18 protein-coding genes are annotated in these 16,464 nt (G+C 47.1%); 17 read left to right on the plus strand and 1 reads right to left on the minus strand.

The window, feature by feature from the left end; genetic code table 11:
- Window positions 1-56 precede the first annotated feature (56 nt).
- The 17 genes from AACU59_RS15970 (at window position 57) to AACU59_RS16050 (ending at window position 15,495) form a co-directional block, all read left to right on the plus strand.
- Complete coding sequence (locus AACU59_RS15970; RefSeq protein ID WP_094144934.1) at window positions 57-794, plus strand: beta-ketoacyl synthase chain length factor; 738 nt, start codon at window positions 57-59, stop codon at window positions 792-794.
- Window positions 788-1,561, plus strand: coding sequence for a lysophospholipid acyltransferase family protein (locus AACU59_RS15975; protein ID WP_064626136.1), 774 nt, complete (start codon window positions 788-790; stop codon window positions 1,559-1,561). Before AACU59_RS15970 ends, AACU59_RS15975 begins: the two co-directional genes overlap by 7 nt.
- Window positions 1,562-1,752: 191 nt before the next feature.
- On the plus strand, window positions 1,753-2,013 hold the full coding sequence (locus AACU59_RS15980) for a phosphopantetheine-binding protein (protein WP_019282451.1): 261 nt from the start codon (window positions 1,753-1,755) through the stop codon (window positions 2,011-2,013).
- Between the two features lie 15 nt (window positions 2,014-2,028).
- The gene (locus AACU59_RS15985; protein ID WP_013856486.1) at window positions 2,029-2,286 is read left to right on the plus strand and encodes an acyl carrier protein; all 258 of its coding nucleotides are present in this window, start codon (window positions 2,029-2,031) and stop codon (window positions 2,284-2,286) included.
- Complete coding sequence (locus AACU59_RS15990) at window positions 2,286-2,843, plus strand: hypothetical protein (RefSeq protein WP_017045147.1); 558 nt, start codon at window positions 2,286-2,288, stop codon at window positions 2,841-2,843. Before AACU59_RS15985 ends, AACU59_RS15990 begins: the two co-directional genes overlap by 1 nt.
- Window positions 2,844-2,850: 7 nt before the next feature.
- Entirely contained in the window at window positions 2,851-4,236 is a 1,386-nt protein-coding gene (locus tag AACU59_RS15995) for an AMP-binding protein (protein WP_094144935.1), read from the plus strand.
- A gap of 22 nt (window positions 4,237-4,258) precedes the next feature.
- Window positions 4,259-4,627 carry an ApeI family dehydratase gene (locus AACU59_RS16000; protein WP_017045145.1) on the plus strand — a complete coding sequence of 123 codons (369 nt, stop codon included), beginning with the start codon at window positions 4,259-4,261 and terminating at the stop codon, window positions 4,625-4,627.
- Window positions 4,611-6,341, plus strand: coding sequence for a glycosyltransferase family 2 protein (locus AACU59_RS16005; RefSeq protein WP_094144936.1), 1,731 nt, complete (start codon window positions 4,611-4,613; stop codon window positions 6,339-6,341). Before AACU59_RS16000 ends, AACU59_RS16005 begins: the two co-directional genes overlap by 17 nt.
- Complete coding sequence (locus AACU59_RS16010) at window positions 6,322-7,866, plus strand: HAL/PAL/TAL family ammonia-lyase (RefSeq protein ID WP_013856481.1); 1,545 nt, start codon at window positions 6,322-6,324, stop codon at window positions 7,864-7,866. The genes AACU59_RS16005 and AACU59_RS16010 overlap by 20 nt, the downstream gene beginning before the upstream one ends.
- Before the next feature lie 8 nt (window positions 7,867-7,874).
- Entirely contained in the window at window positions 7,875-8,315 is a 441-nt protein-coding gene (locus tag AACU59_RS16015; protein WP_017045142.1) for an acyl-CoA thioesterase, read from the plus strand.
- On the plus strand, window positions 8,312-8,923 hold the full coding sequence (locus tag AACU59_RS16020) for a LolA family protein (RefSeq protein ID WP_017048106.1): 612 nt from the start codon (window positions 8,312-8,314) through the stop codon (window positions 8,921-8,923). Before AACU59_RS16015 ends, AACU59_RS16020 begins: the two co-directional genes overlap by 4 nt.
- Entirely contained in the window at window positions 8,895-11,243 is a 2,349-nt protein-coding gene (locus AACU59_RS16025; RefSeq protein WP_094144937.1) for an MMPL family transporter, read from the plus strand. The genes AACU59_RS16020 and AACU59_RS16025 overlap by 29 nt, the downstream gene beginning before the upstream one ends.
- The gene (locus AACU59_RS16030; RefSeq protein ID WP_094144938.1) at window positions 11,240-11,860 is read left to right on the plus strand and encodes a DUF3261 domain-containing protein; all 621 of its coding nucleotides are present in this window, start codon (window positions 11,240-11,242) and stop codon (window positions 11,858-11,860) included. The genes AACU59_RS16025 and AACU59_RS16030 overlap by 4 nt, the downstream gene beginning before the upstream one ends.
- A 9-nt stretch (window positions 11,861-11,869) precedes the next feature.
- Window positions 11,870-13,105, plus strand: coding sequence for a beta-ketoacyl-[acyl-carrier-protein] synthase family protein (locus tag AACU59_RS16035; RefSeq protein WP_094144939.1), 1,236 nt, complete (start codon window positions 11,870-11,872; stop codon window positions 13,103-13,105).
- A complete protein-coding gene (locus tag AACU59_RS16040) occupies window positions 13,083-13,547 on the plus strand; it encodes a hotdog family protein (protein WP_017050420.1) in 465 nt (154 codons plus the stop codon). Before AACU59_RS16035 ends, AACU59_RS16040 begins: the two co-directional genes overlap by 23 nt.
- Window positions 13,544-14,269 (plus strand): 3-ketoacyl-ACP reductase FabG2, encoded by a 726-nt coding sequence (locus AACU59_RS16045; RefSeq protein ID WP_017045136.1) that lies wholly within the window; start codon window positions 13,544-13,546, stop codon window positions 14,267-14,269. The genes AACU59_RS16040 and AACU59_RS16045 overlap by 4 nt, the downstream gene beginning before the upstream one ends.
- Window positions 14,266-15,495, plus strand: coding sequence for a beta-ketoacyl-ACP synthase (locus tag AACU59_RS16050; protein WP_094144940.1), 1,230 nt, complete (start codon window positions 14,266-14,268; stop codon window positions 15,493-15,495). The genes AACU59_RS16045 and AACU59_RS16050 overlap by 4 nt, the downstream gene beginning before the upstream one ends.
- 103 nt (window positions 15,496-15,598) lie before the next feature.
- On the opposite strand, the gene AACU59_RS16055 is transcribed toward AACU59_RS16050, so the two are convergent.
- A complete protein-coding gene (locus AACU59_RS16055) occupies window positions 15,599-15,982 on the minus strand; it encodes a DMT family protein (RefSeq protein ID WP_017045134.1) in 384 nt (127 codons plus the stop codon).
- Between the last annotated feature and the right edge of the window lie 482 nt (window positions 15,983-16,464).

The raw sequence follows: 16,464 nt of genomic DNA on the forward strand, positions 1-16,464 counted from the left end.
CGTTTATAGTTGCGAAGAATAATCTTGTGCCATAGTATTTAACCCTATCAAAAACAATGCAATATCTTATGTCAAATCAACAGCAAATAATCACGTTAAATATTGATACTTGGGTTGCAAATTCTGCAGGCTTATCTCACCCTTCTGATTGGCAAAATTGGGCAAGAGAAGAGATTTGGCCTGACGATAATACGCCCAACACAGACCATATTCCTCCTATGATGCGCCGCAGAATGAGTAGTTTGAGCAAATTAGCCGTGCAGACTGCACTGACTGCTATAGAATCACAACATATTGATTACATGGTATTTTCATGTCGTCATGGCGAGCTTCATCGTAGCGTTGAAATCGTGAAGTCGATATTGATTGGCGAAGAAGCCTCGCCAATGGCGTTTTCACAATCTGTTCATAATACAGCGGCAGGCCTAGCAACCATCGCTTCAAAACAACCGATCCCGTTAACCTCGATTGCAGCAGCACAAAACACATTTCAAAGTGCCATGTTAGAAGCTTGGCTCTATCTAAATGAGCACCCTAGTCACAAAGTGCTGTTGGTTGATTTTGATGAGCCACTACCTAGCGACTACCAACAATACGAAGAGTGGCAATTTCAAGGCTATGCCTTAGGGTTAACCCTGTCTCACGGTTCAGATTTTACGCTCTCTATGCAGATGTCTGATACCAAGCCACAACAGCCGCAAGCATTGTCGTTTCTTCACCACTATTTGTCAGAAAAATCTGAATGGATCATTGAGGGCTCGCAAAGCGCTTGGAAATGGCAACGAAAATGTTAGAGTTCAACCGCTACTGGCGTATTGCTGCTACAGGTTTTTGTTTTTTTATATTTGGTTTAGGCGGATTAACGCTGAGTTTTATTATTATCCCACTGATTGCATTATTTTCATCGCAAACAGATCGTCGAGAATATAAAGTTCAAAAATCAATCCAAAACTCATTCAATATATTTTGTAAGTTGATGAAATTAACAGGTGCCATCGACTATAAAATAACCAACGCAGAACTATTAAAACAGGATAAAAGCTGCCTTATTGTCGCCAATCATCCAAGCTTAATTGATTATGTTCTCATTGCATCACAACTTCATCAGTGCGATTGCTTGGTTAAATCAGCTATCTGGGCCAATCCTTTTATGAAACGGATTGTTCAAGCCGCAGGTTATATCCCCAATGAAACACCTGATGATTTGTTAAATGTGTGCGAGGAACGCATGAGCCGCGGAAACGTATTATTGATTTTCCCTGAAGGCACGCGAACCACACCCGGTGTTAAACCCAAATTGCAGCGCGGTGCGGCGCAAATCGCAATCCGAACTCAAAGAGACTTACGCATCGTACATATTACCGTTTCTCCGAGTTTTCTCACAAAAGAGCAAAAGTGGTACCAAGTTCCTAAAACCAAACCCTTTTTCCATGTGGAGATAAAGGGTAAAGTTGTCGTCACACCTTTTATTGAAGGTGCTGATAACCCCACCACTGCAGCACGACGTTTAAATCGCCACCTTGCAGAGGTGATTTTCCCCCAAAACAATAACCAGAAATGACAAAACTATTGAAGTTATCAACCCAAATAACGTCAGTTGCAGCGAAGCGGAAAGTGAGTAAGTCCCCATCCGTATAGATAACGATATGATTGGGGTGAGCGAACGTAGCCAACACCGCTGCAACTTTAAGTGGGGAAGTGTATATCAAGGTTTTGTTCAAAACGGCTAGAACATTATATAAGTAGGTTGAAGTGGAAATACTACACACAGAAATAAAACAGCTCATTATCGACGCACTAAATCTTGAAGATATCTCAGTTAACGATATCGAAACTGACGCACCACTTTTTGGCGATGGGTTAGGTTTAGATTCTATCGATGCTTTAGAGCTCGGTTTGGCCATTAAAAAGAAGTATAATATCGTCATTGACGCTGATGACTCCAATACTCGCCAACACTTTGCATCAGTGGCAAACTTAGCAAATTATATTTCATCTCAAACTAGCCACTAATAAATAGATAGCGTTATGACAGAAGTAAACCAACAACAAGTATTTGATCAAGTTAAAGAAGCTCTCGTTGAACTATTTGAAATTGATGAAGCCGATATTCAACCAGACGCTCACCTTTATCAAGATCTCGATCTCGACAGTATTGATGCTGTAGATCTTGTCGTTCACTTACAAAAAGTGACTGGCAAAAAAATCAAGCCTGAAGAGTTTAAAACCGTTCGCACCGTCAATGATGTGGTGGAATCGGTTATTGAACTTGTTAAGGAAAGCTAATGCGGCGATTGCTGACGATTTTGTCTGCAATCGTCCTGCTTACCTACCCACTCGCGGTCTACTTCGGGATTAATCAGTTTGGTTTGCAAGCTATAGGGGGCTTCTTAGCCGCTATTTTCGCTTTAAGAATTCTTTCTGGTTGGCAAGCCAAGCTTCAAGAACTGAAGCAACTGGCTTGGCTTAGTGGGTTCGTTGGTATCACTTTGGTGACTTTGGGGATGCTCTTTCAGCAGCATGGTTGGCTACTGTTTTACCCTGTTGTGGTTAATGTATGTCTTTTGGCTCTTTTTGCCTTGAGCCTAACGCAACCGCAAACAGTGATTGAACGGCTGGCGAGACTGCAAGAGCCTGAACTTCCTCAAAGTGGCATTGAGTACACACGCACGGTCACTAAAGTGTGGTGCCTCTACTTCATCATGAATGGAGCCATCGCACTTTATACCTGCTTCCAATCTATCGAGATCTGGACGTTGTATAACGGATTGATCAGTTATCTCCTTGCTGGCAGCCTCTTTGTAACGGAATGGCTAGTAAGGCAAAGGATTCGCAAAGGCTAGGTACGCTATGACTTTCGGCAACCCCGATTTTTGCTCGCTTGCAACGTTACTCTCCTCACCAAGAAACGATTCGCATTGTGTTGCTTTTGACCTCAATAACACCATTAACTGGGCAAACTTTGTCGCCGATGTCAGCCAACTAAGCCGGCAATTAGCATCGCGAAATGAACATCATATTGCACTGTGTGCTGGCGATAGCTATCGGTTCTCCGTCGGTTTTTTCGCCGTCTGTTACACGCAAAAATCATTAATTCTGCCCGGTAATTATCAACCTGCGGCACTGGCAGAACTGAGCCAACACTTTGAGTTGTTGCTGTGTGATGAGGCAATAACAATACCCAATTCAACGCCAACTCTCTCTCTTAACCATTTAGCGCTACCCAACGACATGCGCGATGAAACCGTTTGTTTTGCACCACTTTCATTAGAGACACAAACCGTGACGCTGTTTACGTCAGGCTCCAGTGGTCAGCCTAAGGCTATCATCAAAACACTGCGGCAGCTTGAAGCTGAAATCGCCATTTTAGAGCAGCTTTGGGGCGAACAGCTCATTGGTGCAAAAGTGGAAAGTACGGTTTCTCATCAACATATTTATGGGCTGCTATTTCGTGTGTTATGGCCACTGTGTGCAGGGCGAGCATTTGCCCGCCATAACTTGGAATTTCCAGAACAAGTGACCGCACATGCGCATCCGGACACTGCGCTGATCAGTAGCCCTGCGCTATTGAAACGCTTGTCACAAGAGCACCAGCCAAGCCCACTGCGCACACTGTTTTCTTCCGGTGGCCCACTTCCCTACTCTGCTTCTTGTCACGCAAAAACCCTGTTTGGGCAACGACCTATCGAAGTGTATGGCAGTACGGAAACTGGCGGCATCGCTTTTCGGCAACAGCACAGTGCAACGCAGCAATGGCAGCTTTTTCCTACCGTTGAAGCAAGACTTAACAGCGAGAACTGCTTAGCCTTGCGCTCTGCACACATTGATCCGAATCATTGGTATCAAACAGCCGATGAATGTGAGCTTTCCGACCAACGGCACTTTACCTTGAAAGGTCGCACCGATCGCATCATCAAAATCGAAGAAAAACGGATCTCACTGGTTGAAGTGGAACAGCGTATTGAACAACTGCCGTGGATCAGTGAAACAGCCGTGTTACCACAACAAGACGGTGAACGTTTGATCTTAATTTCAGCGATTGTACTGTCAGCCTGCGGCACTGAAAAATTAGCTCAACTTGGAAAGGGGAAGTTCTGGCTGTTGCTGCGTTCTGAACTGCGCCAATGGTTAGAACCTATTGCTGTACCTCGACGCTTTAGAGTGGTAAAAGAGATCCCACTCAATAGCCAAGGTAAGCGCCTTGTTGCTGAACTAGAAACACTATTCCAACCATAAAAATAACGAAGCCCAATAGATTATGGCCAAAAGAACACCCACATTATTATGTGCTGAAACTCAGCCTCACACGGTGAATTTGACGCTGCGCGTTGACGCCGACATTATTGATTTTTCAGGACACTTTGCACATTTTCCATTGCTGCCAGGCGTTACCCAAATCGATTGGGCACTGCGCTATGCACGAGAATACTTATCTGTACCCACAAGCTTTCAAGGTATGGAAGTGATCAAATTCCAAGAACCTATCTTGCCAGACATGACCGTTCAACTGGCATTAAGTTGGGATGAGGAAAAACAGAAACTCGCGTTTAGTTATAGTTCACAGCGTGAGGGTTTAAACATCATTCACTCATCAGGAAAAATGAAGTTGGGTGAAATCTGTGGCTGATTATCAAGCTTGTTTTTTAATTCCGTGCTACAACCACGGCAGCACAGTAGCAGAAGTGGTCTCATCACTCAGCGTATTTGAACTTCCCATTTTACTGGTTGATGATGGCAGCAATCAGCAAACAAAACAGGCGTTGAGCAACGTCGCTCAGCAAACACATGTTCACCTAATTACCCTAGAACAAAACCAAGGCAAAGGTGGCGCGGTAATGGCTGGTATTCGCCAAGCGCAGCAGTTGGGGTTTAGTCACGTCATCCAAATTGATGCCGATGGCCAACATGATTTACAAGCGCTGCCTAAATTACTGGCCGCGTCAAAGCAACATCCAAACCACCTAATTTCTGGTCAGCCGATTTACGATGACAGCGTACCCAAAGCGCGTTTATATGGCCGTTACGCAACGCATATTTGGGTTTGGATTGAAACGCTATCCTTTACGATCAAAGACAGTATGTGTGGTTTTCGCGCGTATCCTGTAGACCTCACCGTTGAGGTGCTCAATAACCATAAGATCGGCACGCGCATGGATTTCGATATCGAAATCTTAGTTCGCATGTATTGGCACGGGGTCGATATCGATTTTGTGGAAACTCGCGTCATTTATCCTGAAGGAGGCGTCTCTCATTTTGATGCTCTGTGGGATAACGTCAAAATCAGTTGGATGCACAGCAAATTATTTTTTGGCATGTTACCGCGTATCTCTCAACTGCTGAAACGCAACCAAAGCAGGCACAACAAAAGTGGTGCAGAGCCAAACCCGCACTGGTCAAAGCGTCAAGAACGAGGAACGGTTCTGGGTATTAAAGCGTTACTGGCGGTATATAGCCTACTCGGGCGACCGATTTTTAACCTGATGCTGAAACTTGTAATGAGCTATTACTACCTTACCGGAAAACAAGCTCGCCAAGCCTCTGAACAATATTTACAGCACTTACAAAGCTACGCAAACCGTCGCCAAATCACGCTGCCAAATCATCTCTCTAGCTATAACCATCTGCTCTCTTTTGGCCACACTATGCTGGATAAATTGGCGGCATGGAAAGGCGATTTTTCGGTAAAAAACTTGACCATCCATGGTCAAGAATCGTTCCAAGCTCTAGTAGAACGTAAACAAGGTGTGCTTCTTTTAGGATCTCACCTTGGAAATATTGAACTGTGCCGCGCTCTGGGACGTCGGCATTCTCATATTAAGATCAATGCGTTAGTCTTCACCGAGCACGCCGAACGCTTCAATGCGGTAATGAAAGCGATCAATCCCAACTCAGAACTGAACCTCATTCAAGTGAGCCGTTTGGGCCCTGATACCGCTATTTTGCTTCAACAGAAAATAGAGCAAGGAGAATGGGTAGTGATCGTCGGAGATAGAACGTCCACCAGCAAAGAGACCCGAGCCGTATGGGCCGATTTTTTAGGCCAACCCGCACCGTTTCCACAAGGCCCTTTTATGTTGGCCTCGGTGTTGAAAGCTCCCGTCTACCTTTTGTTTGGCTTAAGAGAGGAACGTTCTAAAACTCCACATTTTAACGTCTATTTCGAGCACTTTAGTGACAACATAGATTTACCGAGAAAAGAGCGACAAGCGGCGCTAGCGCAGGTAGTACAACGCTACGCTGATCGGCTGGAACATTACACACTGCAAGCTCCACTGCAGTGGTATAACTTTTTCAACTTTTGGACTCTAAGTAAACAGCAGCATGATGATTCAGACAGATAACCGCATAACTTTTGGCGTCGATCGCCTCACCATTGAAGATGTTGTCGCGATTTCGCAAGGCGCGCAGGCCAACCTCAATTCTTCAGCGGAATTCACCGCTAAAATTGATCGCGGCGTCGCTTTTCTAGAACGACTTTTAAAAGAAGAAGGCGTGATTTACGGTGTAACCACCGGCTATGGTGATTCATGCACCGTTGCCATTCCGCCGAATCTAGTAGACCAATTACCACTGCATTTGACTCGCTTTCACGGCTGTGGCTTAGGCGAGGTATTAAGCCATCAGCAATCTCGCGCAGTATTAGCAACGCGCTTGTGTTCACTAGCGCAAGGTGTCTCTGGTGTGAGCCATGAACTGCTTAACCAAATCGTCACCTTGATCAACCACGATATCGCCCCTCGTATTCCACAAGAAGGTTCGGTCGGGGCAAGCGGCGATTTAACGCCACTCTCCTACCTCGCGGCCACACTGATTGGTGAGCGCGACGTGCTTTATAAAGGTGAGATGCGCCCAACTCAAGATGTGTTTAACGAACTGGGTATTCGCCCGATCAAGCTAAAACCAAAAGAGGGATTAGCGCTGATGAACGGCACATCAGTCATGACTGCTTTGGCCTGTTTAGCCTATAAACGCGCCGAGTATTTAACTCAACTCTGCACCAAAATTACCGCCATGGTGTCTGTCGGTATTCAGGGTAACGACTTCCATTTTGATGCCGCACTATTTGCCGTCAAGCCGCATCCTGGCCAGCAACAAATCGCAGCATGGCTACGCGATGACTTACAAGCAGAGCGCCCACCTCGCAACAGTGATCGCCTGCAAGATCGCTATTCATTGCGCTGCGCACCCCATGTGATTGGCACCGTACAAGATGCACTGCCGTGGCTACGTCAACTGATTGAAAATGAGCTCAACAGTGCCAACGACAACCCCATCATCGATGGCGATAATGAACGCGTACTGCACGGCGGCCATTTTTACGGCGGCCACATTGCCATGGCAATGGATACCTTAAAAACACAGGTTGCTAACCTAGCCGATTTGCTCGATCGCCAAATGGCGCAATTGATGGATTACAAATTCAACAACGGTTTGCCGTTTAACTTAACTGGCGCAGAAGGCGAAAGAAAACCGATCAACCACGGCTTTAAAGCCGTGCAGATTGGCATTTCAGCGTGGACGGCCGAAGCCTTGAAACATACCATGCCTGCCAGCGTTTTTTCACGTTCGACTGAGTGTCACAACCAAGACAAAGTCAGCATGGGAACCATTGCCGCGCGTGATTGTCTACGTGTGCTTGAACTGACAGAACAAGTGGCGGCCGCCTCGCTGCTAGCAGCGACCCAAGCAATAGAATTGCGCAAACGTCATCATGAGCTGGATGAGCAACACATGAGTCACAATATCAAGCAGATGCGCTTAGCCGTGTTACAAGAGTTTGACTTTGTGGTGGAAGATCGTCCGCTAGAACATGATTTGCGCCACTTTATTAGCCGCATTCAACAACGCCACTGGACACTTTACTAGGAAGCGCGATGAGCGATGTACTTCATCCATTGGAAAGTGAGGTGACTTTAGTCACCTCGTTTCAAGATGCCGACCCAATGGGCGTTATCTACCACGGCAATTATTTTCGTTTTTTTGAAGAAGCACGCCGCGTGCTGATGGAAAAAATTGATTACAGCTATCACGCGATGACTCAGTCGGGCTACCTATGGCCGGTGATTGATACCCACGTGAAGTACGTGAAAGCAATCCCGTTCAACCATACTATTCGTATCAAAGCGACCTTGACAGAATGGGAAAATCGCTTACGTGTTGACTACATGATTTTTGATAGCCAGACCGGGCAACGAATGTGTAAAGCACACACCACTCAAGTAGCGGTTCGCATCGACACGCAAGAGATGTGTTTCGCTTCCCCAACGCTATTTACCGACAAAGTGCAGCACTGGCATACCTACGGGAAATTATGATGCGCCGTTTTCTATGGCTAACTTTAGCTCTATTCTCGCCCCTACTCTGGGCGCAGGTGACCGACCTTGCTTCACTGCAAGCGCAGTTGGCGAAACACCAGATCGTACGCGGAGAGTTTACTCAGCTCCGCCATATTGAGATGTTCGAACAGCCACTGTCGTCAGCCGGGAAATTCTTGCTCGATAAACAAAATGGCTTACTTTGGCAACAAAACTCACCATTTCCAGTTAATTTGGTGCTAACTCAAGACAAGCTTCGCCAAACTTTTGCTAACCAACCACCACAGGTGATTACCGAAAAAGAGAACCCAATGGCGTTTTATTTCAGCCATCTCTTTTTGTCGGTATTTCATGGTGACACGCAGCAATTGAATGAACAATTTACGATGACGCTGCACAGCGAAGATGGCCAGTGGCAGTTAAATTTAACGCCGAGAAATGCGCCACTGAGCTCGGTGTTTACCTCGATAACATTAACGGGGCGAGATGACATTGATGGTTTGATCCTGCAAGAAGTGCGAGGCGACAAAACCGAGATTCAGTTTACTAACCAAAACCACCAGCCAGAGCGTTTAACCCATGCTGAGCAAGCACAGTTTAACTTCTAAATCGAACCGGCTGGCATTGTTCTGGTTGGCTTTTGTGACCCTTTGTCTTGGCTTACTACTCAAGCAATGGTTCTTTTCAGCGGCTTCACCGATCGAGACGGATATCCTTAAGCTACTGCCGGTCAACCAGCAAAATGTGCTCGCCGAGCAAGCGTTTGAAAAAGTCACTGCCAGTATGAGCGATAAAGTGGTCTTTATTGTCACTGCGCCCAATGAGGCTGACCGGCTCAAATCCGTTACAGCGCTAGAAAGCGAGCTCAAGCAGAGTGGCTATTTCAAGGATGTGGTTGGGAAAATCGATGCCACTCAACAGAGCGCTTGGGCCAGTTACTACTTTCAACATCGAGCACAACTGCTCACCAACGAGCAACGCAATCAGCTCAGTCAACATCCCGAACAACAAGTGCAAGCGGTGGTGCAAGCCCTATATAACCCTTTTTCTGGGGTAACAGGGCAAGAGCTCAGTCACGACCCTTTTCTGCTATTTCGCGACTACTTAGCACAACTTAGCCAGCTATCGTCTCATTTTCGTTTGCAAGATGGATACTTAACCCGCGAGTATCAAGGCCAAAAATACGTGCTGATCACCGCGCAGCTCAACGACTCACCATACAGTTTCAAAGCGCAACAAGTGGTGCCCGATATTGCTCAATGGCAACAACGCATCAAGCAACAATTTAGTGCGGACATTTATCACACTGGTGTTTTATTTTACGCCGATTTTGGCACTCAAAGTGCCAAGTCAGAAATCAGCACTATTGGCCTTTTCTCATTACTCGGCATTGTGCTGTTGGTGATGCTGGTTTTTCGCAGTGCCATGCCTTTACTGTTGGCACTGCTCTCGGTATCCGTTGGGTTAGTGGTTGCCATGGTGATCACCACCGCGTTTTTTGGTCAGATCCATCTGTTTAGCTTAGTGTTTGGGGCCAGCCTGATTGGCGTTTCAATTGACTACGCCTTTCACTACCTGACCGATCGCCTTGCCGCGAATGAACACTGGGACAGCGTGCAAGGACTAAAGCATATTCTGACGGCCATTACCTTAGGGTTAATCACCAGTTTAATTGGCTATCTCGGTCTACTGGTCGCCCCTTTCCCCGGCTTACAACAGCTAGCGCTATTTTCCGCCTTAGGTCTCGTTGCCGCTTACGCGACGGTCGTGGCTTGGTATCCGATTTTGGCCAAAAAACCAAGTTCATCGAGAACGCTTCCCGGCATCACTTATTGGTCTTTATGGTTTGCGCTTTGGCAAAAGCCATGGGTTAAATGGGGCCTACCCACGGCGTTATTGATCATCAGCAGTCTAGCCCTGACGCAAGTGCACTACAACGACGACATTCGACAATTACAAGCCATGCCGAGCGACTTGAAACAGCAAGAGCTGCAAATCAGCGCCTTGACTGGTATTCAATCATCACAGCAAATGTTGGTCGTCAGTGCCAACGATGATGAAGCATTAATGCAGCAGTTAGAAAAATTAGATACGCAATTTTCACAATGGCAACAACAAGGCGTACTTTCTGGCTACCAAAGTTTAAGCCAAAACATCAGCTCGCTTAAGCGTCAGCAAGAAAACTACGCACTGGTTGAAGCACTGTACGCAAACCAAGGCGCAGTACTGGCTCACACGCTGAAACTATCTTCGGCTCCTAAACTGGAAGCGTCATTTTTGCCCATGACACTGGCGCATTATTTAGCCCATGATGTTTCCCAGCCGCTGCGCTTTCTTTATTTAGGTGAAGTTGAGCAAAAAGTGGCGGCGGTAGTGCTGTTGAAAGAGGTTCACCAAGCAGCAGTAATTAAGCAGTTTGCGGCGCAAAATAGCGACTACGCCTATTTGAATAAAACCGACGAGATCTCAACCCTGTTTGGGCAGTATCGCCTTAAAGTGATGGAGTTAATTGCGCTGGCTCTGACCTTGATCAGCGCTCTCACTATTTGGCGCTACGGCGTGAAACACAGCATTCGCATTATGTTACCTTCGCTTATTGCCTGCATTACTGGGTTAGCCGTCACCGTTGCAACAGGCTCTACGCTCAATTTATTCAATCTATTAGCGCTGGTATTAGTGATAGGTATTGGTATTGATTATACGCTCTTTTTTGCCGAACAAGCCCGCAGTCACAGTACCTTGCTTGCCATAACCCTTTCGGCACTAACGACTTTGCTCTCGTTTGGTCTGCTTGCTCTTAGCCAAACTCACGCCATCCACAGTTTTGGTTTGACGGTACTGAGCGGCATTTTCGTTGCTTGGTTGCTTTCACCAATGGCGATCAAATCACAACCTGCCGACATAAAAGCGCATGAGGAAAAACTATGATGATGAGAATACGCCGTGCGCTGCCCTTGCTGTTACTGATGTTGTCTGGCTGCTCTTTAGTGCCAAACCAAGCCTCCACGCAGGTAGAAATTAGCCCCAACACATTCGTTACTCTGCCCAAACCTGCGCAACTTGGGTACCAAGTCACGGCAAGTCAGTTGATCAGCGCCCATTGGCAAGATGATAACGGCCAGCATAACCAACAGCTTCCGGTCCAGTTGCAGGTGACCGATGACAAGATTGTGCTGGCAGGGTTTTCATCTTGGGGAACGAGGATTTTATCGCTCAATTATCAGCAAGATACTATTGAGACCAGCGTACTCAATGGCTTGGAAAACACCTTGCCGAAGCCCGAACAGATACTCTTTAACCTGATGATCACGCTCTGGCCGCGAAATGCTTGGGAAGCCTCGTTAAATAAGGTAAAGTGGCAAATCATTGATGATGAGAATAGACGAACACTCATCAATGAACTGGGTGAAACAGTGATTGTTATTGATTATCAACATCCCTTCTCGATGAAGGGCGATATTCGCTTCCACAATCAATTATTGAATTACACCATTACGATTACAACGCTCAGTGCTCAGTACCTTTTGCCGCCCACACAACCGTAGACAGCTATCATGAACTCATCCACGACTTCTCCTATTGATTCTCGCTCACCTATTTATGTCCAAGACTGCGGTTTTCACTGCGCGATGGGGAGTGACTCGTCGCACATTCACCAAAGTTTAGCGCAGGGCTATTGTGACAACATGGTGGCTGACGACACGTCGCTCAATAGTGGCACCGCAACCATCGTAGGCCGAGTGAGTGAGCCACTACCAGAAATCTCAGCGCATTTAAGTGCGTTCAATACGCGCAACAACCAACTGGCTTTATCGGCACTGCAACAAATCGAACCAAGTGTCCGCCACGCGATTGCCACCTATGGTGCAGATCGCATCGCAGTGGTGGTTGGCACGAGCACGTCCGGCATTGCTGATGGCGAAATCGCACTCGCCCACAAGTTAGAGCAGGGCGAATTCCCAAGCGACTACCACTACTACAAACAGGAATTAGGCAATTGCAGTGATTTTATCGCTCGCTATTTTGCAATAAGCGGCCCCTGCTACGCCATTTCGACCGCCTGTTCGTCCAGTGGCCGCGTCTTTATCACCGCCAAAAGAATGCTTAATGCTGGGTTGGTTGATGCGGTGATTGTCGGTGGTGCCGACACTTTGTGCCGCTTAACACTCAATGGTTTTAACGGTTTAGAGGCATTGTCTCAACGTTTGTGTAAACCGTTTGATGCACAGCGAGATGGCATCAACATTGGTGAATCTGCCGCTTTTATGCTGCTGGGTAAAACGCCGTCTCAGCAACACGCTCACGCCATTGCGCTATTGGGCGCAGGCGACAGTTCCGATGCACACCATATTTCTGCGCCCCACCCAGATGGAAACGGTGCAGAACAGGCGATGCGTAACGCGCTGCAAGATGCCAAATTAACCGCCAATGATATCGGCTATATCAACGCTCACGGCACCGCAACACCGCTCAATGACAGCATGGAAAGTAAAGCGATTTTCCGCGTTTTTGGCCAGCACGTTGCGGTGAGTTCAACCAAACCACTCACTGGACACACGCTCGGCGCGGCCAGTGCAACCGAAGCCGCCATTGCTTGGCACATACTGCAATACCAATTGCCTTTGCCCATTCAGCGCTGTGCTAACAAAGCGCCAGACATTGATATTACGCTAGTGGAAACCACCCAATATTTAGAAAACAAGGCCATTTTAAGCAACTCCTTTGCTTTTGGTGGCAACAATATTAGCCTCATTTTTGGTTACGTTAATGACAAAGCTTCCTGCAATTGATCAACTGCTGCCTCATCAAGCGCCGATGATTTTGATCGACCGCGCGCTTGAGGTACAGAGCGAATCTATCCACTGCCAAGTGGATATTGAATCGCACCACCTGTTCTTTGACCCGGCGACACAAAGCATACCGGCCTATGTCGGTATCGAGTTTATGGCACAAGCCATTGCCGCGTGGTCTGGGTATCACTCACTTGTCCAAGGCATTCAACCGCCGATTGGCTTTCTGCTCGGCAGTCGCCGTTATCGCGCGCTGTGCGATGCATTCTTGAAAGGGCAAACGCTCGATATCTACGCTGAACAGCTAATGCAAGACAATGGCATGGCCGTGTTTAAGGCAAGAATCGAGCACCAACACCAGCTTTTGGCCGAATGCCAATTAAATGTGTATGTGCCATCAGAACAAAAATTAGAAGAAATGAAAATGAGGAGTCAAGCATGACCCGACACGTATTAGTGACTGGTGCGAGTAAAGGCATAGGCAAAGCGATTGCGATTGCGCTCGCCAAAGATGGTTTTGCCATCGCTGTCCATTACATGGGCGACCAACAAGGTGCCCTGCAAACACTAGCGACCATCGAGCAAAACGGTGGTTCAGGCCGACTGATTCAATTTGACATCAGCAACCGAGCTCAGTGTCGCGAAGTATTAGAAGCCGATATTGCTCTACATGGCGCTTATTACGGCGTGGTCAATAACGCCGGCATTACTCGTGACACGGCGTTTCCTGCCATGACAGAACAAGAATGGGATGGTGTAATTCACACCAATTTAGACAGCTTTTATAACGTCCTCCACCCTTGTGTGATGCCAATGGTGCAAAAACGCCAAGGTGGGCGTATTGTGACTTTAGCATCGGTGTCGGGCATCACAGGCAACCGGGGGCAAACCAATTACAGCGCCGCCAAAGCTGGCGTGATTGGCGCGACCAAATCGCTCGCGCTTGAACTGGCTAAGCGCAAAATCACCGTCAACTGCGTTGCGCCGGGCTTAATCGATACAGGCATGGTGGATGAGCACGTCAAAGAGCACGCACTGCCACAAGTTCCTTTACGCCGCATGGGTGAACCCGAAGAAGTCGCAGGCCTTGTGAGCTATTTAATGTCTGATATTGCTGCTTATGTCACTCGCCAAGTTATCTCGGTTAATGGAGGCTTAGTATGACCCGTCGCGTTGTCGTTACAGGCATGTCCGGCGTGACTGCTTTTGGTAATGACTGGTCTAGTATTGAGCCAAAACTCAGAGCTTGTGAAAATGCCACTCAATATATGCCTTCCTATGAGCAGTATGAGGGTTTAAACACTAAACTCGCCGCGCCAATAATGGGCTTTACACTGCCTAGCCACTACAAACGTAAGCAAGTACGAGGTATGGGCCGCGTGTCACAACTGGCGACCGTTGCCACCGAAAATGCGCTGCTACAGGCGGGCTTAATTGGTCATGAAGTGCTGACGAACGGCCAAACCGGTATCGCTTATGGTTCATCAACAGGCAGTACCGATGCCATTGGTGCGTTTGGTGTCATGCTCAACGAAAAAACCACTCGAGCCATTACCGCCACCACTTATGTGCAGATGATGCCTCACACTGCCGCGGTGAACGTAGGTCTATTTTTCGGGCTCAAAGGCCGCGTCATTCCAACCAGTAGCGCCTGCACGTCTGGTAGCCAAGCCATCGGTTACGCGTACGAAGCGATCAAGCACGGCTACCAAACCGTAATGGTGGCGGGCGGTGGTGAAGAGCTCTGCCCTACCGAATCGGCCGTATTTGATACCTTATTTGCCACTAGCCTCAAAAACGACCAGCCAAAAACCACCCCCCGCCCGTATGATACTCAGCGTGATGGTTTAGTGATTGGTGAAGGCGCAGGAACTTTAGTGCTTGAAGAGTATGAACACGCCATCGCACGCGGTGCCGCCATTCACGCAGAAATCATCGGTTTTGCCAGCAACTGCGATGCCGCCCATGTCACTCAACCACAAATGGACACCATGCAAATCTGCATGGAGATGGCGCTGCGTGATGCCAAGTTAAGTGCAGATAAAATTGACTATGTTTCGGCTCACGGTACGGCGACCGACCGGGGTGACATAGCCGAAAGTCACGCCACCGCAAACGCGTTGGGTAAAGTGCCGATCAGCTCGTTGAAAAGTTATTTTGGTCACACATTGGGCGCATGTGGCGCGGTTGAAGCTTGGTTAGGTTTAGAAATGATGCGCAGCGGTTGGTTTAATCCAACCCTTAACCTAGATAACATCGACCCGCAATGTGGCGATCTTGATTACATTACAGGCACAGGACGTGAGCTGGATGTGCAATACCTAATGAGCAATAACTTTGCTTTTGGTGGCATCAACACCTCGATTATTTTTAAGAAATTCAGCGAATAATCCCATAAAAAAGCCGTTGCCAACACAACGGCTTTTTTTACGAGTTTATTTATCCGGCATTTACCTCTTCAACATTGGTAGCCTGCCAAATACTCGCCAGCAATCAGCCAATACTTTTCGCAAGTACTTCGAGGATTTGCGGTCTGAAAATAAAAAACACCGCGCCAAGCAAACAGAGCCCTGCCCACACAAAATCAAGCCTGAAAGGCTCTTTCATGTAGATCAATGCAAAAGGCACAAATACCGATAAGGTGATCACTTCTTGCAATATTTTCAATTGGCCAAGGTTTAATACCGTATAGCCAATCCGGTTAGCAGGTACTTGGAAGAGATATTCAAACAGGGCAATTCCCCAACTGACTAACGCTGCAATAATCCACGGTTTGTGGCTGAGATCTTTTAAGTGAGCGTACCAAGCAAAGGTCATAAATACGTTGCTGATCAACAAAAGCCCAATAGTCATCACAACGGGAGGAAGGGTGAACATTAAGACAAACTCCAAAATAAGCAAACACGAACTGAACTCACAAACGAGCGGAGTCTGCGCTCAACGTTTCCCTTCGTCAATATTCTTTATGCTTACTGCTACCCATACCTATATGGCTAATGCAGCCAAGATAACCGCTGACTTAGTTTTGCTCCGTTACGCTCTAGAGTAGAAACTGATAACTGTGCTGTTCCTCCCCCTTTTAGGGGGAGGTTAGGTGGGGGTTTTCAGGGGTTTCAGCAACCAAGAAACCTCATCCTAACTCGCCCCTTGAAGGGGAGGGAACTAGTTTCGTAAGCGTTTTATAAGTCAATTTAAGTTAGCTTAGCGCAATTATTGGTAGTTCATATCTTTACCAAAACCTAGATATGTAGATTAAACTTTAAATTTGAGTACTAGCTCATTTAGATGTTCCGCAAGGCGGGCAAGTTCGTTACTAGATGAACTAGTTTGATCTGCTCCAGTTTGAGTCTGTATTGATA

It is taken from the genome of Vibrio sp. V23_P3S9T160 (assembly GCF_963886625.1).
Classification (GTDB): Bacteria; Pseudomonadota; Gammaproteobacteria; order Enterobacterales; family Vibrionaceae; genus Vibrio; species Vibrio anguillarum.